Below are 19,943 nucleotides of genomic sequence, written 5' to 3'. Positions count from 1 at the left end.
TTGTGTGCCTCAGTCAGTGCGCATCGCCATCCCGATCGCGCTTCCTGAGCTCGTTCAGGAGAGATTCCAGATGGGTCGGGAGGCGGGATTCGGGGCGGAGGCTCTGCTGCAGCCGTTCGCCCACGGCATCGCAGATGGAGCGGCTCGTGCGCCGGTCGATCTGTTCGCTGTCATTGGCAAAAAGGCCGGCCATCGCTGGGTTCCGTGTTCTCAAAGTAAAGACACGGTACCAAGTCTTTGCCCCCCAAAATGGTTTCGCTGACCGTGGGGAACGCCCGGCATTCTAGTAAAAATTGTATGAAATGGCCGCTTCCGCCCAAAGACAAAGCCCCGGCGCAGGGGAACGCCGGGGCTTCGCTTGGAAGGTACCTTTGGGGGGCATAGGTACCCTTGGAAATGTGCTGTCGGGCTCAGTAGCAGCGGTTGATCAGCCGCCAGCGGGGTCCCCAGGGGGTCGGGACCAGCCGGCGCACGTAGCAGCCGCCATAACCGTAGGCGACGGGGGCGTAGAAGCGCGGTCCGCCCCAGCGGTAGCCGCCGCCGTGCCAGCCGCCACCACCGTGCCAGCCCCAACCGCCGCCATGCCAGTGCGCGGAGGCCGAGGTCGGGGCCAGCGCGGCACCCAGCGCAACCGCGGCGACAGCGGCAAGCGAAAGTTTCCTCAACATGGTGATCTCCTCAAAACTGCCGGCGCGGGGCTATCGCGTCGATGGAAAGGCCGCCGAAACGGTCCGCCTGATGATCGGGCTTCGGTTTCGATGGACCCGACCTTACGCCGCCAAGGCTGAACCAAAGGCTGAATGGGGCCTTCAGATTGGGTTCATCTGGGTGAAATCTCGGTAATCCATGCCGGGGCAGGGCGGGCCGGCCTGCGGCGAAGCGCCTGTGCGGGCCGTTTCGGGGGTCGCTTGCCGTAGCGCGTAGGCGCCGATATAAGCGCCGCAACTCCGAACCACCGCTTTCTTCCAAGGACAAGATTATGGCCATCGAACGCACTTTCTCGATCATCAAGCCCGACGCGACCGCGCGTAACCTGACCGGTGCGGTCAACGCCGTGATCGAGAAGGCGGGCCTGCGCATCGTCGCGCAGAAGCGCATCCGCATGACCAAGGAACAGGCCGAGACCTTCTACGCGGTCCACAAGGCCCGCCCGTTCTTCGGCGAACTGGTCGAGTTCATGACCTCGGGCCCGGTCGTGGTCCAGGTGCTGGAAGCCGAGAACGCCATCGCCAAGTACCGCGACGCGATGGGCGCGACCGATCCGTCCAAGGCGGCCGAGGGCACCATCCGCAAGCTCTACGCAAAGTCGATCGGCGAGAACTCGGCTCACGGCTCGGATGCGCCGGAGACCGCCGCGATCGAGATCGCGCAGTTCTTCTCGGGTAACGAGATCGTCGGCTGATCCGTCAGCCGATCAGTTAATACCGACGGGGGAAAGGACTCATTGTGAACTGGCTCTGGCAGATCTTCGATCCCGCTACGATCGGGGCATTCTTCACCCAGTTCCGCAATGAGATGGCCGAGCCGACCTTCTGGATCGCGGTCGGCAAGATCATCTGGATCAACATCCTCCTCTCCGGCGACAACGCGCTGGTGATTGCGCTCGCCTGCCGCGGCCTCAAGCCGCGGCATCGGCTGTGGGGCATGATCTTCGGCGCCGGCGCAGCCGTGCTGCTGCGGATCATCTTCACCGGCATCGTCGCGAGCCTGATGGAGCTGCCGTATCTGAAGCTCGTCGGCGGTCTCGCGCTGATCGTGATCGCGGCCAAGCTGCTGGTGCCGGAAAACGAGAACGAGGACGACGTCGAGTCCGCCTCGCATCTGTGGCAGGCGGTGCAGATCGTCGTCGTCGCCGACATCGTCATGAGCCTCGACAACGTCATTGCGGTGGCCGCCGCCGCCAATGGCAGCGTGCCGCTGCTGATCCTCGGCCTCGCCATCAGCGTTCCCTTGATCGTTGCCGGTGCGGCGCTGATCATGGCGCTGCTCGCCAAGCTGCCGGTGCTGGTGTGGGCCGGTGCGGCGCTGCTCGGCTGGATCGCGGGCGAAGTGATCGCGACCGATCCCGGCGTCGCGCCCAGGCTGCACACGCTGTTCGACGGCCCGCTCGGCGTCTCCCTGGACAAGATGCTGTCAGGCCTGCACATCCCGCTGCAGTTCGGCCATGGCGGCTCGGGCGGCGAATATCTCTGCGCGGCGCTCGGTGTCGTCGTGGTGCTGGTCGTCGGCACCATCTGGCGCCGGCGCAGCCTGAGCGCGGCCGCGCTCGAGTCCTCCGAGCATCACGCCAAGGCCTCGGCGGAATAGGATCAATCGATCCTGCCGAATTCCGTAACCGGCGTCGTCCAATAGACGAGCCTGGTGCCGGCGAACGAGACCCGCAGACCTTCAAGCAAGCGGCCGGCATCGCTTCCCGTCAGGATAACCTGCACGATGGCCTGGTCGGCATGACCCTTCACGCGCTCGGCGGCCGTGTGCAATCGGACGTCGGCGCCGTGACCGGTACCGGCCGACGCCGAGAATCCCGAAATCAGGTCGGCCCGCTCGGCGAGATAATCGAATACCTCGTCGCGGAGCTGGCGCGGCACGATGAGCGTGAGGCAGACCGGCTGCTCGATCATTTGGCTCCCTTCGGCGGTCCGCCATAGCGGCGATACAGGATCGGCAGGAGAATCAGGGTGAGCACGGTGGAGGACACGAGCCCTCCGATCACGACGACGGCGAGGGGGCGCTGAACTTCGGACCCGGGGCCCGAGGCGAACAGCAGCGGGATCAGGCCCAGGGCGGTGATACTCGCGGTCATCAGCACCGGCCGAAGCCTGCGCATGGCGCCTTCGACGACGATCTGATCCTGGCTCAGGCCATGGGCCCGGAGCTGGTTGAAGTAAGAGACCAGGACGACGCCGTTGAGGACGGCGATGCCCAGCAGCGCGATGAATCCGACCGACGCCGGCACCGACAGATACTCACCAGTCAGGACCAGCGCGAAGACGCCCCCGATCAGGGCGAAGGGAATGTTGACGAGCACCAGCAAGGCCTGCCGGATGGCGCCGAACGTGGTGAAGAGCAGCACGAAGATCAGGCCGATCGCAACGGGCACCACGACGGACAGGCGCGTGGCGGCACGTTGCTGGTTCTCGAACTGCCCGCCCCAGGTCAGACGGTAGCCTTCGGGAAGCGGGAGGCCGGCGATGACTTTCTGGCGGGCCGCTTCGACGAAGCCGACCATGTCGCGCCCCCGGACGTTGGCGCGCACCACGCTCATTCGTGCGCCGTCTTCGCGGTCGATCTTCACCGGGCCATCCACGCGCTGGATCCGGGCGACCTGCGACAACGCAACGTGCTGTCCGGAAGCGAGGGTCAGCGGCAGGCTCGCCAGAAGCGTCGGCGCCTCGCGTGTCGTGTTGCTGCCCCGGACGAGAATCGGCGTGCGGCGTCCTGCCTCGAGGGCGGTCCCGATCGTTCGGCCCTCGATCTGGGTGCGGAGCGAGCTGGCGATGGAGTCCACCGTCAGGCCGAGGCGGCCAGCCTCCATCCGGTTGACGGCCACCGTGTAGTATTGCGCGCCTTCGTTGAGCGTGGTGTAGACGTCCTCGGCCCCATCGATGCTCGAGAGGATGGCCGACAGCCTCGCGGCGGTTTCGTTCAGCTTGGCGATGTCGGGGCCGAAAATCTTGACGGCGACGTCGCCGCGAACGCCGCTGATCATCTCCTGCACGCGCATGTCGATGGGTTGGGTGAAGCTGAGCGAGATACCGGGAAAACCGGCCAGGACCTCGCGCAGATTCTGCAGCAGCGCCTCGCGATTATCCGTCTGTCTCTCAGAGGCCGGCTTGAGCACGAGGAACGTGTCGGTCTGGTTGGGCCCCATGGGGTCGAGGCCGAGTTCGTCCGATCCGGTGCGCGCGACGATGCCGGCGATATCAGGCACGGCCAGGAGCGCCGCCTGGAGCCTTGCATTCATGGCAAGCGACTCGTCGAGGTTGACGGACGGAAGCGTCTCGACGCTGACGATGACATCGCCTTCGTCCATGGTAGGCATGAACGTCTTGCCGAGCTTCGTATAGGCGAAGCCCGCGGCGAGCAGGCCGATGAGTGCCGCAGCCATCACCTTGCGCTCGTTGTTGAGGGCCCAGTCCAGTGCAGGCGCATAGACCCGTTGTGCCGCGCGAACCAGCAGCGGCTCGCGATGGGACGCAGACGCGAGCACGTAGGACGTTGCGACCGGGATCACCGTGAGCGCGAGCAGCAGAGAGCCGGCCAGCGCGAAAATGATTGCCAGCGCGACGGGGATGAACAGCTTGCCTTCCAGCCCCTGCAGCGTCAGCAGCGGGACGAACACGATGATGATGATGAGGACGCCCGAGGCGACCGGCTCCAGGACTTCGCAAACCGAACGATACACCAGATGGATCGGCGGAAGCGCCTGGCTCGATTCGTGCTTGCTCAGGTTGCCGACGATGTTCTCGACCACGACAACCAGTGCGTCGATCAGCATGCCGATGGCGATCGCAAGTCCACCGAGGCTCATGAGGTTGGCCGACATCCCCACGACGCGCATGACGATCAGTGCGATGACGATGGCGAGCGGCAGGCTGAGCGCAATCACCAGCGAGGCGCGCCAGTTGCCGAGGAAGAGCAGGAGAAGAACGATGACGAGGACGCTGGCCTCACCGAGCGCTCGCACCACGGTACCGACGGCGCGATTGACCAGGCGGCTGCGGTCATAGAACACGTTGATCGAAACGCTCTTGGGCAGCGAGGATTGCAGTTCGGCAAGCCGAGCCCGCACGTCGCGGACGAGCTGGCCCGCATTCGCGCCGCGCAAGCCGAGCACGAGCCCCTCGACGGTTTCGCCGTGGCCGTCCGACGTCACTGCACCATAGCGCGTCAGCGTACCGACTTTGACGCTCGCCACGTCGTTGACCAGGATCGGCACGCCCTCGCGGGTATCGATGACGATGGCCTTGATGTCCTCGATCGAACGGATGCTGCCTTCGATCCGAACCAGGGCGCTGTCCTCGCCCTGGTTCACCCGTCCGGCGCCGTCATTGCGGCTGTTGGCTTCGATAGCCCGGCGAAACAGGTCGTAGGAAATACCGCGGGCGGCAAGTGCATCGTTGCGCGGCACGATCTCGAAGGCGCGTACGTAACCGCCGAGCGCATTGACGTCCGCAACGCCGGCGACCGTGCGCAGGGCAGGACGGATCACCCAATCGAGGAGGGTACGGCGCTCTGCGAGCGAAAGCTCGGGACTGTCGATCGTGAACATGAACATTTCGCCGAGAGGGCTTGTGATCGGCGCAAGACCGCCGCTCACCCCGTCGGGGAAATCACGCGAGATATTCGATAGTCGCTCCGAGACCTGGTTACGTGCCCAGTAGATGTCGGTGCCGTCTTCGAAATCCACGGTGATATCGGCCAAGGCGTACTTGGTGGTCGAACGAAGCACCTTCTTGTTTGGCAATCCAAGCAGCTCGAGCTCGACGGGGACCGTGATGCGCTGCTCGACCTCTTCGGGAGTGAGGCCCGGCGCCTTCATGATGATCTTCACCTGAATCGGCGAGACGTCGGGAAACGCGTCGATCGGCAGGCTCGGCAGGAGAACGGCGCCAGCGCCGATCACCAGCAACACGCCCAGCATGACGAACGGTCGCTGCGACAACGCGAACGCAACCAGGCGCCGGAGCATCTACTGCCCCAGTCCGGAGAGAATGCCGCGAAGCGCCGAGATGCCGCCAATCGCGATATCGTCCTGGTCTGTGATGGGACCCGACACGACGACGTGGTCCTGATCCTCGGCGAGGAGCTTGACCGGTACCAGCCGGAAGCCGCCGTCGACGGCGACGAAGACCGAGGTTTGCTCGCCCCGCCGTACCAGCCCGCTGTAGGGAATCTCCCAGGCGCTTTCGCCGGCGGAAAGAAAGCCGATGCGGGCAGCCGCCGTCTGGCCGGGATGCAGCCCGCCGTCGTTGGGGACTTCCGCGCGAACCAGAATGGTCTGGGTGGCAGGGTCGATCGTCTCGGAAACCAGCACGACCTTGCCGGGCGTGGAATAGCCTTCGATCTCCACTTTCGCACCGGTCCGGATCACCCGGATATTGTCCGCGGGAACCGCGATTTCGGCCCATAGCGGCGAGAGCCGCGCGAGCTTGACGAGCGGTGCGGATTGTTCGAGCCGCTGCCCCGGCGATACCGTGATGTCGACCACTGATGCGGTTTGCGGCGCATTGACCGTGAGCGTCGCGCTGATCGCAGCTTCCTGGGCCAGCCGGGAAATTGCCTCGTCCGACATCCCGCTCAGATGCAGCATCTGTCGCCGTTCGGCGACCACGAGAGCAGCCTGTCGCGCTTCGGCCTGGCTGGCCTCCAGCACGCGCTGCGGCACGGCCTTGCCCTCGAACAGATCGACGTTCCGCTTGAGCTGCTGGCCGGTGAGAAGCTCCTGCGCGATCGCGTGCAAATAGTCGCGCTGCTGCGAGACGAAGCTTGGACTCTCCAGGGTGACCAGAGGTTGGCCGGCCGAGACACGGTCACCGCGCCCAACCAGGAGATTGGCGACCATGCCGGCGACCGGCGCGCTGACGACCCACAATTGCTGCGTGGGGATCACGATTTGAACGGGATAGGGCAGCGTGAGATCGGTTCGGCTCGCGACCGGATGGACCACGCGCACGCCGAGATTGCGCGCCTGAGCATCGCTTAGCTTTACTTCATCCTGTGCGTTCGGTGCAGACGGCCACGAGGTCAACGCGAGCGCAAGCAGAACACGGGCAGTCGTGTTCCGAGCGTGGCTCAGAAGGAAAATCCCATGGTGCAGTTGCATGGCGGAAGTCGTCCGAAGCGCCGCTTTCGATGCTTCAAATACCCCGGCGCGACGCCGGTGGGTTGATGTGCATCAAGTGCGCCTCGCTTGCGGAGCATATTTTTGTTCGGCCGTCGGAGGTGACTGCCGGGCGCGATGGCCTCCGGCGGTCGTGGAATATGCAGGAGCAGGGTCGTGAAATTGAGCAAACTCACATGCACGCTGCTAGGCGGTGTGATGGCCTCGCTCGTTCTCTTGCAGCCAGCGCTTTCCTATAGCGGAACGGCGCAGCATCCTTGGAGCCGGGCGCGCATTGACATGCTCCCGGCCGAAATCCGTGCAGACGTGCAGAAATGGAGCGCCGCGTGCGGAGGCTCCATTGCGGCCGCTCGGTATTTTGCGCTCTATCTGACCGTGCCGGGCGCGGAGTTCGTGGCCCTTCACTTCGACGAGTTTCAATGCCGCAGCGGGGCCGTTCATTGCGATTCCGCGGGATGTCCGCACGAAGTGTATATCGCGACGGGCGGTCGATACCGCCGCGTGCTCGCCGTGCGCGCCCATGACATTCGATTGTCGTCCGCCAACAATCAGGCTTTCGTCGAGCTGCTCGATGGCCATGGCAGCAGCCGAACGTTGCGCTGGAATGGCAGCCGGTTCGTCGCAAAGTAGATGTCGATGCAAATGCCTCGTGCTCGCAACTGTCGCGGCGCGATCGGTTCAAACGTCAGCGCACTTCAGTTTGCTGTTCAAGCGCGATCACTACGCAAGCGATCCGCGCGGGAAAATCGCGGCGCCGTTTTGCGGATGGGCTTTAGCGCCGGACGATCGAGCCGGCGCGGCCGACGAGGCGGGCGAGCTGCTTGAAGCGGCTGCCGACGCGGTCGGCGACGAGATCGACGAGCCGGTGCTCGAACACCAGCATCAATTTGCGGCCCTGGCTGCGGAAATGCGTGGCGGGCAGGACGCCCGGCCGCGCCGCCGAGATCAGATGAGCGACACGGAACGCAGCGCCAAGCAGGCGGGCGCGCTCGAGCTGCGCCGGCGTCAGCAGCTCCTGCATGGTGACCGGCGGCTGGTTTTCCTCGCTGAGGCCCGCATAGCGATAGAATACGGACAGGCCGACGAAGGCGCGCTCGGTGTGGGTGATCGCACCGAAATTGCCGTTGACGACGAGGCTCAGCGTCTGCTCGCCGCGATGATCGGGATGCACGCGCCAGCCGATGTCGGAGAGCAGGCAGGCGGCATGGCGCAGGCGGCGATCCTCCTCGGTCTCGCGCAGCTTCACCACGCGCACCAGGCGGTCGGTCCAGGCGATCAGCTCGCGGGCGTGCTTGGCCGAACGTGACAGCAGCTGGTTGAGCTCTTCGGCGGCGCAGATCAGGCCGTCCTTGTTGCGCTCGGATTCCGGCAGCTTCTCGTGCAGCAGGCCCTCGCGCACGCCGAAGGTCGAGAACACGATGGTCTTCGGCTTGGCGACGCGGATGATGTGCTCGAGCACCAGCGCCGCATAGGTGAGGAGCGGGCGGCGGGCATCGGCGACGATCTCGATGTCGGCGAGCATGTCGGCGGCAGCGAGGCGTCGCAACCGACGTGAGAAGTCGAGCGCCTCGGCCGCGGAAATCGAATAGCCGTGCATGACCTGGAGCGGGTAGCCGCTCTGGATGATGTGGATGCGCGCGAGCGCGCGCCAGGTGCCGCCGACGGCGTAGAAGGTGCGGCCGCGGCCGGCGGCGAGCAGCTCGACCTCGTCGATCTCCTCGCGCACGATGCGGTCGGCGCGCTTGAGCGATTTATGCGCGAGGTCCTGCAGCGCGAGGCCGCCGAGCGGCAGCGTCACGCCGCTGCGCACGCTGTTCCGGCGCACGTCGATCAGCTCCAGCGATCCGCCGCCGAGGTCGCCGACGATGCCGTCGGGATGATGGATGCCGGAGATCACGCCGAGCGCCGACAGCCGTGCCTCGCGCGGGCCCGACAGGATCTCGATCTTGACCGCGCAGATGCGCTCGGCCCTGGCGATGAAGTCGGGGCCGTTGGAGGCGTCGCGGCAGGCCGCGGTCGCGATCGCGAACACACGACCGACCTGCATGACGCGGCACAGCGCGCGAAAACGCTTGAGCGAGGTCAGCGCCTTGTCGACGGCATCGGGCGCGAGCAGGCCCGTGCTCTGCACCTCGCGCCCGAGGCCGCACAGCGTCTTCTCGTTGAAGATCGGAATGAGGCTCCGCGCCAGCCCTTCGTAAACGACGAGACGAACCGAGTTGGAACCGATGTCGATGACCGCGACGCTGGCGCCGCGCTTGCGCGGCCGCGTCACGTCGCAGATCCCTGATCAGGACTGGTGACGTTCATTCCGGCGCGTGAGACGACGCGGCGAGGATTCCTTGAGCGACTTTCCACGGCCAGACAGACTCGGATTTGTCATGAAGTAGTTGTGGACGTTGAAAGGCTCCTCGCCCTTCGCGGCCTTCATACGCGTTGAGGACCCGTCCGGCAACAATTGCCAGCTCTGCTCATTGTCCTTGAGGTTCGCGACCATGATCTGCTCGAGAACCTGCTGATGCACCGTGGGATTTTGCAGCGGGCAGAGTACCTCGACGCGGCGGTCGAGGTTGCGGGGCATCATGTCGGCCGAGGAGATATACACAGCCGCTTTCGCGCTCGGCAGGCCCTGGCCCATGCCGAAGCAGTAGATTCGGCCGTGTTCCAGGAAACGGCCGATGATCGACTTGACGCGGATGTTCTCGGAGAGGCCGGGGATGCCCGGACGGAGGCAGCAGATACCGCGCACCACGAGCTCGACCTGCACGCCGGCCTGCGAGGCCTCGTACAGCGCATCGATGATGTCGGGGTCGACCAGCGCGTTCATCTTCATCCAGACTGCGCCGGGACGGCCGTGCCGCGCATGCGCGGTCTCGCCCTGGATGTGCTCGATGATGCGCTTGCGCAGGGTCAGCGGCGACACCGCCATCTTCTCCAGATCGCTCGGCGCCGCGTAGCCCGTGATGAAGTTGAACACGCGCGCCGCGTCGCGGCCGATGGTCGGGTCCGAGGTGAAGTAGGAGAGGTCCGTGTAAATACGCGCGGTGACCGGGTGATAGTTGCCGGTGCCGGTGTGGACGTAGGTGGTGAGGTTGCCGCCCTCGCGGCGCACCACCATCGACAGCTTGGCGTGCGTCTTCAACTCGAGGAAGCCGTAGACGACCTGCACGCCGGCGCGTTCGAGGTCGCGGGCCCAGCGGATGTTGGCCTCTTCGTCGAAGCGCGCCTTCAACTCGATGAGCGCGGTGACGGATTTGCCGGCTTCCGCGGCCTCCGCCAGCGTGCGCACGATCGGCGAGTTGTTGGAGGTGCGGTACAGCGTCTGCTTGATCGCGACGACATCAGGGTCGCGTGCGGCCTGCTGCAGGAACTGCACGACGACGTCGAAGGATTCGTAGGGGTGGTGGACGACGAGGTCCTTCTGCCGGATCGCGGCGAAGATGTCGCCGCCATGCTCGCGCACGCGCTCGGGATGGCGCGGCACGTAGGGGGTGAATTCGAGATCGGGACGATCCAGCCGGGTGAGCTGCGAGAGCTCGTTCATGGCGAGCACGCCGTCGACGAGGAACACTTCGTCGTCGGCAGCCGACAGCGCGTGCTGCACGAAGCTGCGCAGCTCCTCCGGCATCTTGGCGTCGATCTCGAGGCGGATCACCGATCCGCGGCGGCGGCGCTTCAGCGCGGTCTCGAACAGGCGGACGAGGTCTTCGGCCTCTTCCTCAATTTCGAGCTCGGAGTCGCGGATAATGCGGAAGGCGCCCTGGCCATGGAGGTTATAACCGGGGAACAGGCGATTGATGAACAGGCCGGTCGCCTGCTCCAGCGTGATCAGGCGCACCACCTTGCCCTCGGACGGCAACCGGATGAAGCGGTCGATCTTGCCGGGCATGCGGATCAGCGCGTTCATCTGCTTGCCGTCGGCGGCGCGCGTCAGCTGGAGCGCGATGGTGAAGCCGAGGCTCGGGATGAACGGGAAGGGGTGCGCCGGGTCGATCGCAAGCGGCGTCAGCAGCGGGAACACGTTGTTGAGGAAGTATTCCTCGATCCAGGTCCGCTCGGCCTTGGTGACGTCCTTGCCGTCCACCAGCACGATGCCGACGTCGGCCAGCGTGCCGCGCAGGTCGCGCCAGATCGCCTGCTGGTCGGAGGCGAGCTGGGAGACGGTGCGGTTGATCAGTGCCAGCTGCTCGGACGGCGTCAGGCCATCGGGGGCGCGCTCGGCAATGCCCTCGCGCACCTGGGCCTTGATGCCGGCGACGCGGACCATGAAGAATTCGTCGAGGTTGTTTGCCGAAATCGACAGGAATCGGACCCGCTCCAGCACGGGATGGCTGGGATTGACCGATTCCTCCAGGACACGGCGGTTGAAATGCAGCCAGGAGAGCTCGCGGTTGATGAATCGCTCCGGGCTCGATGCGATCGCCGGCAGCACCTCGGTCTCCGGGGCTTTGTCTTTGATTTCAACAGCTTGCGCGGAGTCCATGAGAAGTCGATCCATCCAGTTCACCCCCTTTTGCGGCTTACGCGCAAAATCGGCGGGAGCATGTGTTAGAGCGATGACGTTTCGATGACATTGATGTTCCGCCGCCGTGCGGCGTCAAGCGGCGTTGCTGGATCGGCGCGGACGGGGGTCAGGCGTCCCGCAGCAACTCGGCGGCCAGCGCCCTCGTGACGGGGCGGCCGAGCCGCAGGGCTTCGCTGTCGAGCCGCTCCACGGCCTGCCGCGCGGCGGCCGAGGACCGTTCCAGGCGGGTGGCGAGGTAGCCGACCACGCTCTCGTCCACCGCAAGCTGACGGTCGGCGCAGAATTTGACGATCAGGCCGCGGAACAGCTGGTCGTCCGGCGGCAGCAGCGTCACCACAGGCACGGCGCGCAGGCGCGAGCGCAGGTCGCGGAGGTCGATCTCGAGCGAGGCCGGGACCTCGCGGCCGGTGAACAGGATGTAGGCGCCGTCCTCGCGGGCGAGGTTCATCAGGTGGAAGAGGGCGCGCTCGTCGAAATCCCCGGCCTTGAGGTCCTCGACCACCAGAGCGCCGGTTGCGAGTGCGCCGGGCACGCCGGCGGCGGTCAGCGCATTGGCCGTGGTCGAGCGGGCGCCCGATATCTCGGCCCAGATCGCGGCGAGATGGCTCTTGCCGCTGCCTTCGGGGCCGGCCAGCCACATGATCCGGTTCGGCCATTCCGGCCAGCCTTCGATCAGGCCGAGACCGGCCGCGTTGGCGGGGCCTTCAAGGAAATTGTCCCGGCTGAGGCTCTCCGCATGCGGAAGCGCGAACGCCAATTGTCGGGGATGAACGCGGCCTGCCACGCTTGCTGTGCTCCATGCCGGCGGGCCGGCTCGTTTGAAGAGATCGGACGTATCGAGCGGGAGTTGGCCTTTTGCGGGGCCGCGTCGCCTCTCATTTGGCCTCGATGGTGCTCATGTGCCGCAGCCACTCGACGAGGTAGAGCGACACGGAGGAGAGCGTGAAGACCGTGACGAAGCCCATCAGGATAATATCATAGGGCGCGGGCTTGAAGCCGAAGGCAAGAGACGCCAGCACCAGGGCGGCGTAGGCGACCTGGGCGGCTGTGTTTAGCTTGGATACTTTCGACGGCTTCATCTCGACCGGCTTGTCGAACAGCCAGGACACGATCACGGCCGTGACGATCATGATGTCCCGCGACACCACCAGGATCACGACCCAGCGCGGGATGTCGCCCCAGATGCCGAGCGCCAGGTAGATCGAGACCAGAAGCGCCTTGTCGGCGAGCGGATCCAGGAGGGCGCCGAGCTCGCTGCGCATGTTGAAGCGCTTGGCCAGGAAGCCGTCGACGGCGTCGCTGATGCCCGCGATCAGGAAGACGGCAAATGCCACCTCCATTTGGCTCGACACGATGGCCCAGACGATGATCGGGACCAGCATGATGCGGCCCAGCGTGATGATGTTCGGAATACTCACGAAAGCGCTTCCCGGCACCCGGTCTGACCTCGAATCCGGCCCCCTGGGAGGCTGAACCGGTTGATATCTACATAGTACGGCCGGGAGCGCCATGCGAGCCATTGCGCATCCCCGGAATTCGACGTAACCAGCCGCAAACCCACTGGAAATCCGGCATGACCGACCGCAAAAACGGCCTTACCTACGCCGATTCAGGCGTCGATATCGACGCGGGCAACCGCCTGGTCGACCTGATCAAGCCGATGGTGCGCGCCACCGCGCGGCCGGGCGCCGATGCCGAAATCGGCGGTTTCGGCGGCCTGTTCGACCTCAAGGCGGCCGGATTCAAGGACCCTGTCCTGGTTGCCGCCACCGACGGCGTCGGAACCAAAGTGAAGATCGCGATCGAGACCGGCCTGCATGGCGGGATCGGCATCGACCTCGTCGCCATGAGCGTCAACGACCTCGTGGTGCAGGGCGCCGAGCCGCTGTTCTTCCTGGACTATTTCGCCTGCGGCAAGCTCGATCCGGAGGCCACGGCCTCGATCGTCGCCGGCGTTGCCGAGGGCTGCCGCGAGTCCGGCTGCGCGCTGATCGGCGGCGAGACCGCCGAGATGCCCGGCCTCTACAAGGATGGCGATTACGATCTCGGCGGCTTTGCCGTCGGTGCCGCCGAGCGCGGCACGCTGTTGCCGCGCAAGGACATCGCCGCGGGCGATGCCGTGATTGGCCTGGCCTCGTCGGGAGTGCACTCCAACGGCTTCTCGCTGGTGCGCAAGATCGTGGAACAGTCCGGCCTCGGCTTCGAGGCACCTGCGCCGTTCGCGCCGGTCATGACGCTCGGCGGCGCGCTGCTGACGCCGACGAAGCTCTATGTCAAATCCTGCCTGCGCGCGATCCGCGAGACAGGGGCGGTGAAGGGGCTCGCCCACATCACCGGCGGCGGCTTCACCGACAACATCCCGCGCGTGCTGCCGAAGGATCTGGGCGTCGGCATCGATCTGGCGCGCCTGCCGGTGCTGCCGGTGTTCAAATGGCTGGCGGCGCAGGCCGGCATCGCCGAGCTCGAGATGCTCAGGACCTTCAACTGCGGCATCGGCATGATCGCGATCGTCGAGCCTGACAAGGTCGACGAGGTCGTCCGGGTCTTCACCGACGCCGGCGAGACCGTGGCGCAGCTCGGCACCGTGATTCCGGCCGAGGGCGAGCATCGCGTCGTCTACAACGGCCATCTCGACATGGCATTGTGATGACTGGCGCTGTGATGAAGCGCCGTGTCGCCATCCTGATCTCCGGCCGCGGCTCCAACATGGCCGCGCTGATCAAGGCCGCCGCTGCCGCGGATTTCCCGGCGGAGATCTCGCTCGTCATCTCGAACAAGGCCGACGCGCTCGGGCTCGAACGGGCCAGGGCGAGCGGCGTCAACACGCTGGTGATCGAGAGCAAGCCGTTCGGCAAGGATCGTGCCGGCTTCGAGAAGGTGCTGCAGGCAGCCCTCGACCAGCACGGCATCGAGCTGATTTGTCTCGGCGGCTTCATGCGCCTGTTCACGGCCGAGTTCACGATGGCCTGGTACGGGCGGATGCTCAACATCCATCCCTCGCTGTTGCCTTCGTTCCCGGGCCTTGACCCGCACGGCCAGGCCCTGCGCGCCGGCGTGAAATTGTCCGGCGCGACGGTGCACTTCGTGATCCCCGAGACCGATGCCGGCCCGATCGTGATGCAGGGCGCGGTTCCCGTCGGCGACCACGACACCGCGGACACGCTGTCGGAGCGCATTCTCGAAGTCGAGCACCGCATCTATCCCGAAGCGTTGCGGCTGCTGGCCACCGGCAAGATCCGCATCGAGGGCGATGTGTGCAGGACGGCGGGGAGCGCAGCGTCGGAGAATTTTCTGGTTGCGCCTGTCGTGAGCTGAAGCGCCGAAACGTTTCGTCTCCCCAAACAAAATCCCCCGGCAGAGCCGGGGGCAACGTCATGATCTCTCGCGTGTCGTTGAGAGAAAATCAGGAGACCTTGAGGTTCTCCGCGGACGACTTGCCGCGGTTCTCCACGAGGTCGTATTCAACCACCTGATTTTCGTTGAGGGTCGAGAGTCCGGCGCGCTCGACGGCCGAGATATGGACGAACACGTCCTTGTCGCCGCCGTTCGGCTTGATGAACCCATAGCCCTTGGTCGGGTTGAACCATTTGACGGTGCCCTTTTGTGGCATCCTCAGTCTCCTCCACTAGACAGAAAAAAGACGCGGCCGCTTTTTCGCGTGCCACGCCACAAACGGGCTTCCGGAAGTCTGTTCGAGTCTCATCGTCGCGAAACGCACAGTCGAGCGGCCAATTCCGATTGTGTCGGATATTGCAACACGAAAATCGCGCGTTAGCAAGCAGCGCGCGAATTTCAAGACCGGGGCGGGTGCCATCGTCTGCTATTTGCGACCTGTGGCCGAGGAACCACAATCGAGGCAATAGCCTCGGTGATGGCGTGCCAACCGGTTGACCCTCCGTGGCAGTTCGGCACAAATCGCCGCATGCGCGAGCCGCCCATGTTGCATTTTTGCGGGCCGCGATTTGCTTCGGGATTGGTCGTCATGCGCTGCGCCTCGCAGCCCTTCGGGACACGGCAGATGATCGGGCTGGGCCGCGTCCGGGTGAGGGCTGCGGTCGCGAGGACTTTTGCAGTCATCGCGCTTGCGCTGGTCGTGACGATGGCTGCGGCTGCGCCCGTCCTTGCTCAAAGCCCGACGCCCACTCCGACCCCGACGCCCACGCCGTCGCCGACCCCTATCCCGATGCCCACCTCGACCAACTTCAATCAGTCGGCCGGCAACAGCATGCTCAATTTCGGGTCGGGATTCCTGGAGCGGCTCGGCAACCAGGCCTCCAATGGTTTCGACCGGTCGTTCCGGACCAACCCCGGCGGCGGTGGTGCGGCCGCCGCCACCGAAGATCCTCGCTACCGGACCTGGTTCGAGGGCTATGGCATCTCGGTCCGCACCGACGCCCAGGGCGACTTCGTCGGCGACAAGCGCAGGACGTTCGGCGGCGTCGCCGGTTTCGGCGCGCGGGTTGCGCCCGGCGTCAATCTCGGTTTCTCGATCGATCAGAGCCACACCGACATCGACGTGCCGCTGGCGCTGCAGTCGGCCACGCTCGACCTGACCCAGCTCGGCTTCAACGGCTCGGTCGACAAGGGGCCGTGGACATGGGCCTTCGCGGTGGTTCATGGCTTCGGCAAGGTCCACTCCAGCCGCGATACCGGCTTTGGCCTCGCGACCGCCGGCTATCGTGCCGCCGTCGACGGCGCGCTGACCGAGATCAGCTATTACTGGACCAAGGACCAGATGCGCGTCGTGCCCAAGGGCGCGCTCGAATATGTGCGCGCCACCAGCGTCGCGTTCCAGGAGGCCGGTGGGCTCGATCCGCTCAACGTCGGCTCGACGACGCTCGCGCGCGCACGTGTCATGGTCGGTGCCGAGATCGGGCGCTATTTCATCTTCGACCAGAAGATCCTGGACCTGTCGGCCTATGGCAAGTTCGTCGACAATTTCTATCAGGACCTTGGATCGGTGCAGGTCAGTCTCGGGACCCAGAGCATCATCGTCCCCGGCATCGGCGAGAGCCGCTACGGCATGGATGCCGGCGCCTCGGCCTCGCTCAGCCTGACCAACACCGCGCGGCTCTACGTCAACTACGACGGCAAGTTCCGCAACGAGCTGACGTCGCACCAAGGCACGCTCGGCTTCGAATACCGATGGTGAGGCGAAGCATCATCCGCACGCGCCTAAAGAAGACGGCAAGAGCGTAGCGGCCTCGGCGCGGTATCTTGGTAGGTCGACTGGCTCCCTAGGATCGGGAAACGGTATCGGCATGACGAGCGGTTCGAGGGCCGTTTTCAGCCATCCTTAAGTCACTTCCTGCAGTGTTTAAGCCTCACGCAGGTCGGATCAACCGGATGACGCTCAAGCTCATTTCGCCTGGGGCGATCAAATCGCCCTCCCAGCGCGCGCTCACCGATTATTGGGATCGGCTGGCGGACGGCCGGCGTTTTCCGGCTTTCACTGAGCTCGACGCAATGGCGTTGCCGCACGATCCAAAGCAACTCGTCGTCTGGAATGTCGAGGGCCAGCGGCCTCGCCAGAAATTCCGCGCGTTGTATCAGGGCGAGAACGTATCGCAGGCTTTCAACTCGGATTGGGCCGGCAAGACGATGGAAGAGGTCGTGCCGATGTCGCTGCGGCGCGTGACACTGGATGCCGCGAAGCATTGCACGAGCAAGGGGGGCGCCGTTTACGCGATCATCTCGACCATTGGCCCCAACGGTCAACGCGTGGATTGTCACCGGCTGTTGCTGCCGTTTGGTCGTGATGGCGTCGTCGAACAAATCCTGGCGTCGCTGCAGCTGACCAACGTCAACACGCGTCGCCAGGTGGTCGGCGATTTCAAGATGCAGGCCACGACTGTCTTCTCGGGCCTGATCAGGTCGAGCGAGGCCGCGAAGCAGCCGGACATCGCCGCATCGAACTGCGCGCGAGGCAAGAGGGAGGCGACCAGCGCGCGCGACAATCGCGGGTTACCGCGGCGCGCCGTGAGACGTGCTGCCAAGATCAGTTTTCCCGGGAAGAGGCTGACCTGCATGGTCCGCGATATTTCCGCCGGCGGCGCTTCCATCGAGGATGCAAATCTTGCGCTGGTTCCCGACAATTTCCGTCTGGTGATCGAAATGGAATCGGCGGAGCGGCACTGCACCGTGGTCTGGCGCAAGCCGAAGCGGATCGGCGTGCGCTTCGGCTGATGCATCGCATGCAGCCGGACCCGTCCGGCGAACCAGGTTAAACCGGCGTTGCCGCGACGTAGCCGGTCAATCCAAAACCCTCGCGCGCGGCGGTCATCATCGACACCAGCTCGTTTGGATGGATGAATTCGTCCCGGAAGCAGGGATGGACCCTTGGATCGAAGATCTTCTTCAGCCAATCGACCACGATCTTGTGGCGCTCCGAGCCGCGAAACTCCTTGTGATAGGTGAGCCAGAGATCGGCGTGATGGCTCACGCCGAGATCGACGGCGACGAGCGGCGCGCCGAGCGCGATCGAGACGGTCGGCAGGAAGCCGATGCCCGCGCCGCGCTCCACCGCATAGAGGACGCCGACCGACGAGTTGGTCTTGATGCCGACGATGCCCTCGAGCGATTTCAGCCCGAGCACGCGGGCATAGGCGCTATCGTCGACCTGCGGCGCGCTCTGCTTGATGATGCGATGGTTCTTCAAGTCGGCGAGGTTTGCGGGCAGGCCGTAAAGGTTCTCGTACTCCTTGGAGACGAACGGATAGATGTGCAGGCGGCCGAGCTTGGCCACGATCAGGTCGGGATTGGTCGGCGGCTCGAGCTGGATCGCGATGTCCGACTCCAGGCGTGCGACATCGGCCTGCTCCATCGCGCAGCGCAGGTCGACGGTGATCTTGCGATAGGTCTTCTGGAAATCGATCAGCCGCGGCAGGATCCAGAAATTGCCGGGACCTTCCGTCACCGCGACGCGCACGGTGCCCGACGTATCGTTCGACGAGCGCGAGGCGCGGCGGAAGACGTTGAAGGCGTGACGCTCCATGTGCGCGACGTCGGCAATCATCGCGGTGCCTTCGTCGCTGAGCGTGAGCCCGCTCTGGTCCCGCAAGAACAGCTTGCAGCCGATGCTCTCCTCTAGCCGGTCGATCCGGCGCATCAGCGTCGTCGAGGTGAGGCCGAGTTCTTCGGCAGCGTTGCGGAAACTTTTATATTTTGCGCACGCTAAAAACAGCTTCAAATCATCCCAGGACGCGCCCAGGGCTTCTTCACGGTGCTGCATCATCGCAGCACCCCGGTGCAATAACTGCTGCATACTCCTGATCCCCAGCCGCTAAGCTCGATATAGCGGGGCATGAAAGCCGCGAACGATAGAGGGGCGATCCGGGTATGGAAAGGGGCTCGTTTGCCGCAAGGCATGATTTCGACGCGTTGCCGCTCAGTCCGGAGGTCGATGTCCGCTGTGCGCAATTTTCCGAAATTGCGACGCTTTCCGACATGGCGCGCCGGCTGGTGCCGGGCGTGCGGATCGGGACGGCGGACCTCGCGAAATACTACACATTCGATCCCGAGAGCATCCTGACATTCAGCCGGAAGGGCCGTCTGCTCGGCGGCATGGCCTTCCTGTTCCTCAACGACCGCGGGCACGATGCGCTGCTGCTCGACGAGATCTGCCTCACCGCGCCCGAGACTGAGTACCTCGCTTCCGCGAGGGAAGACGTTGCAGCCATCTACATCTGGGCGATCGCCGCAACGGGGCGGGGCATCGCAGGTCTCGGCAAGGCGGCGGCTCATCTGCGGCAGGTAAGATTTCGCGGCGCGGATTGCTATGCGCAGCCATCAACCGTGGCCGGACGCGAGATCATGAGAGCGACCGGGTTCGAACCGGTCCCGAGCTTCCAACCCGACCTGTGGTGCTACGAGCGCCCCTGGCACCGGCAGCCGATGCGCATGCCGGGCGTGATGATCCAAGCAAGGAGTTTTGCAGATGCACGGTACTAGGATTCCTCTCGCGAAGCCCGACTCCCGCGCCATCACCATCCGCCTCGCGCGCGATCCCAGCGATCTCATGCTGGTGACCGCCATCCGCTCGGCAGTCTATCTCGCCGAGCAGGATTGTCCGTTCGAGGAGGAGTTCGACGGCAACGACATGGTTGCCGCGCACTTCATCGGCTATGTCGGCAACGAGCCGGCCGGCTGCCTGCGGGTGCGCTTCTTCGGCGATTTCGCCAAGGTGGAACGGCTCGCGGTGCGGCACCAGTACCGGCGCTCGCGGGTCTCGTTCAAGCTGGTGCAGGCGAGCGTCGACTACGTGAAGCGCAAGGGGTTTCGCAAGATCTACGGCCAGGCGCAGGACCGGCTGGTCGATTTTTGGGCACATTTCGGCGCCAAGCCGCTCGGCCACAACCGCAAGATCACCTTCTCGGATTTCTCCTACACGGAGATGCTGCTGGAGATCGAGCCGGGGCCGGATGCCATCACGCTGGACAGCGATCCTTACGTGATCATCCGTCCCGAGGGCGATTGGGACCGGCCGGGCGTGCTCGATGCCTCCGCGGGGCGGGCGGTGACTTCGCCGCTGCGGGACCTCGCGCTCGCCGATCGTTGAAACTGGTGCAGTCAAAC

The 19,943-nt window shown here is 65.0% G+C and carries 20 protein-coding genes; 9 read left to right on the top strand and 11 right to left on the bottom strand.

Annotation, left to right across the window (positions count from 1 at the left end; genetic code table 11):
- Positions 1-13 precede the first annotated feature (13 nt).
- Positions 14-193 (bottom strand): hypothetical protein, encoded by a 180-nt coding sequence (locus tag A7X65_RS09195; protein WP_063684034.1) that lies wholly within the window; start codon positions 191-193, stop codon positions 14-16.
- Between the two features lie 217 nt (positions 194-410).
- Complete coding sequence (locus A7X65_RS09190) at positions 411-668, bottom strand: hypothetical protein (RefSeq protein WP_063684032.1); 258 nt, start codon at positions 666-668, stop codon at positions 411-413.
- Positions 669-979: 311 nt separating this feature from the next.
- Between A7X65_RS09190 and ndk the strand changes: the two genes are divergently transcribed.
- Together ndk and A7X65_RS09180 are read left to right on the top strand one after the other, a co-directional pair.
- Entirely contained in the window at positions 980-1,402 is a 423-nt protein-coding gene (ndk, locus tag A7X65_RS09185) for a nucleoside-diphosphate kinase (RefSeq protein ID WP_018645406.1), read from the top strand.
- A 44-nt stretch (positions 1,403-1,446) separates the two neighbouring features.
- Complete coding sequence (locus A7X65_RS09180; protein ID WP_063684030.1) at positions 1,447-2,307, top strand: TerC family protein; 861 nt, start codon at positions 1,447-1,449, stop codon at positions 2,305-2,307.
- Positions 2,308-2,309: 2 nt separating this feature from the next.
- Here A7X65_RS09180 and A7X65_RS09175 read toward each other — a convergent pair whose 3' ends face one another.
- The 3 genes from A7X65_RS09175 to A7X65_RS09165 are packed head-to-tail and all read right to left on the bottom strand — an operon-like array spanning position 2,310 to position 6,826.
- Complete coding sequence (locus tag A7X65_RS09175; RefSeq protein ID WP_063684028.1) at positions 2,310-2,621, bottom strand: DUF3240 family protein; 312 nt, start codon at positions 2,619-2,621, stop codon at positions 2,310-2,312.
- A complete protein-coding gene (locus A7X65_RS09170) occupies positions 2,618-5,692 on the bottom strand; it encodes an efflux RND transporter permease subunit (protein ID WP_063684026.1) in 3,075 nt (1,024 codons plus the stop codon). Before A7X65_RS09170 ends, A7X65_RS09175 begins: the two co-directional genes overlap by 4 nt.
- The gene (locus A7X65_RS09165; RefSeq protein WP_063684025.1) at positions 5,693-6,826 is read right to left on the bottom strand and encodes an efflux RND transporter periplasmic adaptor subunit; all 1,134 of its coding nucleotides are present in this window, start codon (positions 6,824-6,826) and stop codon (positions 5,693-5,695) included.
- Between the two features lie 174 nt (positions 6,827-7,000).
- On the opposite strand from A7X65_RS09165, the gene A7X65_RS09160 reads away from it, so the two are divergent.
- On the top strand, positions 7,001-7,474 hold the full coding sequence (locus A7X65_RS09160) for a hypothetical protein (protein ID WP_156527711.1): 474 nt from the start codon (positions 7,001-7,003) through the stop codon (positions 7,472-7,474).
- A gap of 142 nt (positions 7,475-7,616) precedes the next feature.
- Here the strand turns inward: A7X65_RS09160 and ppx are convergent, their stop codons facing one another.
- The 4 genes from ppx to A7X65_RS09140 all read right to left on the bottom strand — a co-directional run bounded on the left by ppx (position 7,617) and on the right by A7X65_RS09140 (position 12,787).
- Positions 7,617-9,119 carry an exopolyphosphatase gene (ppx, locus tag A7X65_RS09155; protein ID WP_063684022.1) on the bottom strand — a complete coding sequence of 501 codons (1,503 nt, stop codon included), beginning with the start codon at positions 9,117-9,119 and terminating at the stop codon, positions 7,617-7,619.
- Positions 9,120-9,134: 15 nt separating this feature from the next.
- Positions 9,135-11,327: an RNA degradosome polyphosphate kinase gene (locus A7X65_RS09150; protein WP_063684020.1), complete on the bottom strand. Its 2,193-nt coding sequence runs from the start codon at positions 11,325-11,327 to the stop codon at positions 9,135-9,137.
- Between the two features lie 148 nt (positions 11,328-11,475).
- Positions 11,476-12,153, bottom strand: coding sequence for a P-loop NTPase family protein (locus tag A7X65_RS09145; protein ID WP_063684019.1), 678 nt, complete (start codon positions 12,151-12,153; stop codon positions 11,476-11,478).
- A gap of 91 nt (positions 12,154-12,244) precedes the next feature.
- Complete coding sequence (locus tag A7X65_RS09140) at positions 12,245-12,787, bottom strand: CDP-alcohol phosphatidyltransferase family protein (RefSeq protein WP_082884913.1); 543 nt, start codon at positions 12,785-12,787, stop codon at positions 12,245-12,247.
- Between the two features lie 155 nt (positions 12,788-12,942).
- On the opposite strand from A7X65_RS09140, the gene purM reads away from it, so the two are divergent.
- Together purM and purN are read left to right on the top strand one after the other, a co-directional pair.
- Positions 12,943-14,016, top strand: coding sequence for a phosphoribosylformylglycinamidine cyclo-ligase (gene purM, locus A7X65_RS09135; protein WP_063684017.1), 1,074 nt, complete (start codon positions 12,943-12,945; stop codon positions 14,014-14,016).
- Positions 14,017-14,030: 14 nt separating this feature from the next.
- Entirely contained in the window at positions 14,031-14,684 is a 654-nt protein-coding gene (gene purN, locus A7X65_RS09130; RefSeq protein ID WP_063684891.1) for a phosphoribosylglycinamide formyltransferase, read from the top strand.
- An 88-nt stretch (positions 14,685-14,772) separates the two neighbouring features.
- Here the strand turns inward: purN and A7X65_RS09125 are convergent, their stop codons facing one another.
- The gene (locus A7X65_RS09125; RefSeq protein WP_008551638.1) at positions 14,773-14,979 is read right to left on the bottom strand and encodes a cold-shock protein; all 207 of its coding nucleotides are present in this window, start codon (positions 14,977-14,979) and stop codon (positions 14,773-14,775) included.
- A gap of 372 nt (positions 14,980-15,351) precedes the next feature.
- On the opposite strand from A7X65_RS09125, the gene A7X65_RS09120 reads away from it, so the two are divergent.
- Together A7X65_RS09120 and A7X65_RS41610 are read left to right on the top strand one after the other, a co-directional pair.
- Entirely contained in the window at positions 15,352-16,521 is a 1,170-nt protein-coding gene (locus A7X65_RS09120) for an autotransporter outer membrane beta-barrel domain-containing protein (RefSeq protein WP_063684890.1), read from the top strand.
- A 194-nt stretch (positions 16,522-16,715) separates the two neighbouring features.
- On the top strand, positions 16,716-17,555 hold the full coding sequence (locus tag A7X65_RS41610; RefSeq protein ID WP_156527709.1) for a PilZ domain-containing protein: 840 nt from the start codon (positions 16,716-16,718) through the stop codon (positions 17,553-17,555).
- 37 nt (positions 17,556-17,592) lie between these two features.
- On the opposite strand, the gene A7X65_RS09110 is transcribed toward A7X65_RS41610, so the two are convergent.
- Positions 17,593-18,633, bottom strand: a complete 1,041-nt coding sequence (locus A7X65_RS09110) for a LysR family transcriptional regulator (RefSeq protein ID WP_063684015.1) — start codon at positions 18,631-18,633, stop codon at positions 17,593-17,595.
- A 74-nt stretch (positions 18,634-18,707) separates the two neighbouring features.
- On the opposite strand from A7X65_RS09110, the gene A7X65_RS09105 reads away from it, so the two are divergent.
- Both A7X65_RS09105 and A7X65_RS09100 read left to right on the top strand, forming a co-directional pair.
- On the top strand, positions 18,708-19,319 hold the full coding sequence (locus A7X65_RS09105) for a hypothetical protein (protein WP_063684014.1): 612 nt from the start codon (positions 18,708-18,710) through the stop codon (positions 19,317-19,319).
- A complete protein-coding gene (locus tag A7X65_RS09100; protein WP_018645421.1) occupies positions 19,306-19,926 on the top strand; it encodes a GNAT family N-acetyltransferase in 621 nt (206 codons plus the stop codon). The genes A7X65_RS09105 and A7X65_RS09100 overlap by 14 nt, the downstream gene beginning before the upstream one ends.
- Positions 19,927-19,943 lie beyond the last annotated feature (17 nt).

Origin of the sequence: Bradyrhizobium stylosanthis (assembly GCF_001641335.1) — a bacterium.
Taxonomy (GTDB): domain Bacteria; phylum Pseudomonadota; class Alphaproteobacteria; order Rhizobiales; family Xanthobacteraceae; genus Bradyrhizobium; species Bradyrhizobium stylosanthis.
This window is presented reverse-complemented; position numbering and strand designations above follow the sequence as displayed.

What these genes read in the sequence shown, in the direction of transcription:
- A7X65_RS09195 (WP_063684034.1), bottom strand. Translation starts at nt 193, where the DNA reads ATGGCCGGCCTTTTTGCCAATGACAGCGAACAGATCGACCGGCGCACG.
- A7X65_RS09190 (WP_063684032.1), bottom strand. Translation starts at nt 668, where the DNA reads ATGTTGAGGAAACTTTCGCTTGCCGCTGTCGCCGCGGTTGCGCTGGGT.
- ndk (WP_018645406.1), top strand. Translation starts at nt 980, where the DNA reads ATGGCCATCGAACGCACTTTCTCGATCATCAAGCCCGACGCGACCGCG.
- A7X65_RS09175 (WP_063684028.1), bottom strand. Translation starts at nt 2,621, where the DNA reads ATGATCGAGCAGCCGGTCTGCCTCACGCTCATCGTGCCGCGCCAGCTC.
- A7X65_RS09170 (WP_063684026.1), bottom strand. Translation starts at nt 5,692, where the DNA reads ATGCTCCGGCGCCTGGTTGCGTTCGCGTTGTCGCAGCGACCGTTCGTC.
- A7X65_RS09165 (WP_063684025.1), bottom strand. Translation starts at nt 6,826, where the DNA reads ATGCAACTGCACCATGGGATTTTCCTTCTGAGCCACGCTCGGAACACG.
- A7X65_RS09150 (WP_063684020.1), bottom strand. Translation starts at nt 11,327, where the DNA reads ATGGACTCCGCGCAAGCTGTTGAAATCAAAGACAAAGCCCCGGAGACC.
- purM (WP_063684017.1), top strand. Translation starts at nt 12,943, where the DNA reads ATGACCGACCGCAAAAACGGCCTTACCTACGCCGATTCAGGCGTCGAT.
- purN (WP_063684891.1), top strand. Translation starts at nt 14,031, where the DNA reads ATGAAGCGCCGTGTCGCCATCCTGATCTCCGGCCGCGGCTCCAACATG.
- A7X65_RS09125 (WP_008551638.1), bottom strand. Translation starts at nt 14,979, where the DNA reads ATGCCACAAAAGGGCACCGTCAAATGGTTCAACCCGACCAAGGGCTAT.
- A7X65_RS09120 (WP_063684890.1), top strand. Translation starts at nt 15,352, where the DNA reads ATGCGCTGCGCCTCGCAGCCCTTCGGGACACGGCAGATGATCGGGCTG.
- A7X65_RS41610 (WP_156527709.1), top strand. Translation starts at nt 16,716, where the DNA reads ATGACGCTCAAGCTCATTTCGCCTGGGGCGATCAAATCGCCCTCCCAG.
- A7X65_RS09110 (WP_063684015.1), bottom strand. Translation starts at nt 18,633, where the DNA reads ATGCAGCAGTTATTGCACCGGGGTGCTGCGATGATGCAGCACCGTGAA.
- A7X65_RS09105 (WP_063684014.1), top strand. Translation starts at nt 18,708, where the DNA reads ATGGAAAGGGGCTCGTTTGCCGCAAGGCATGATTTCGACGCGTTGCCG.
- A7X65_RS09100 (WP_018645421.1), top strand. Translation starts at nt 19,306, where the DNA reads ATGCACGGTACTAGGATTCCTCTCGCGAAGCCCGACTCCCGCGCCATC.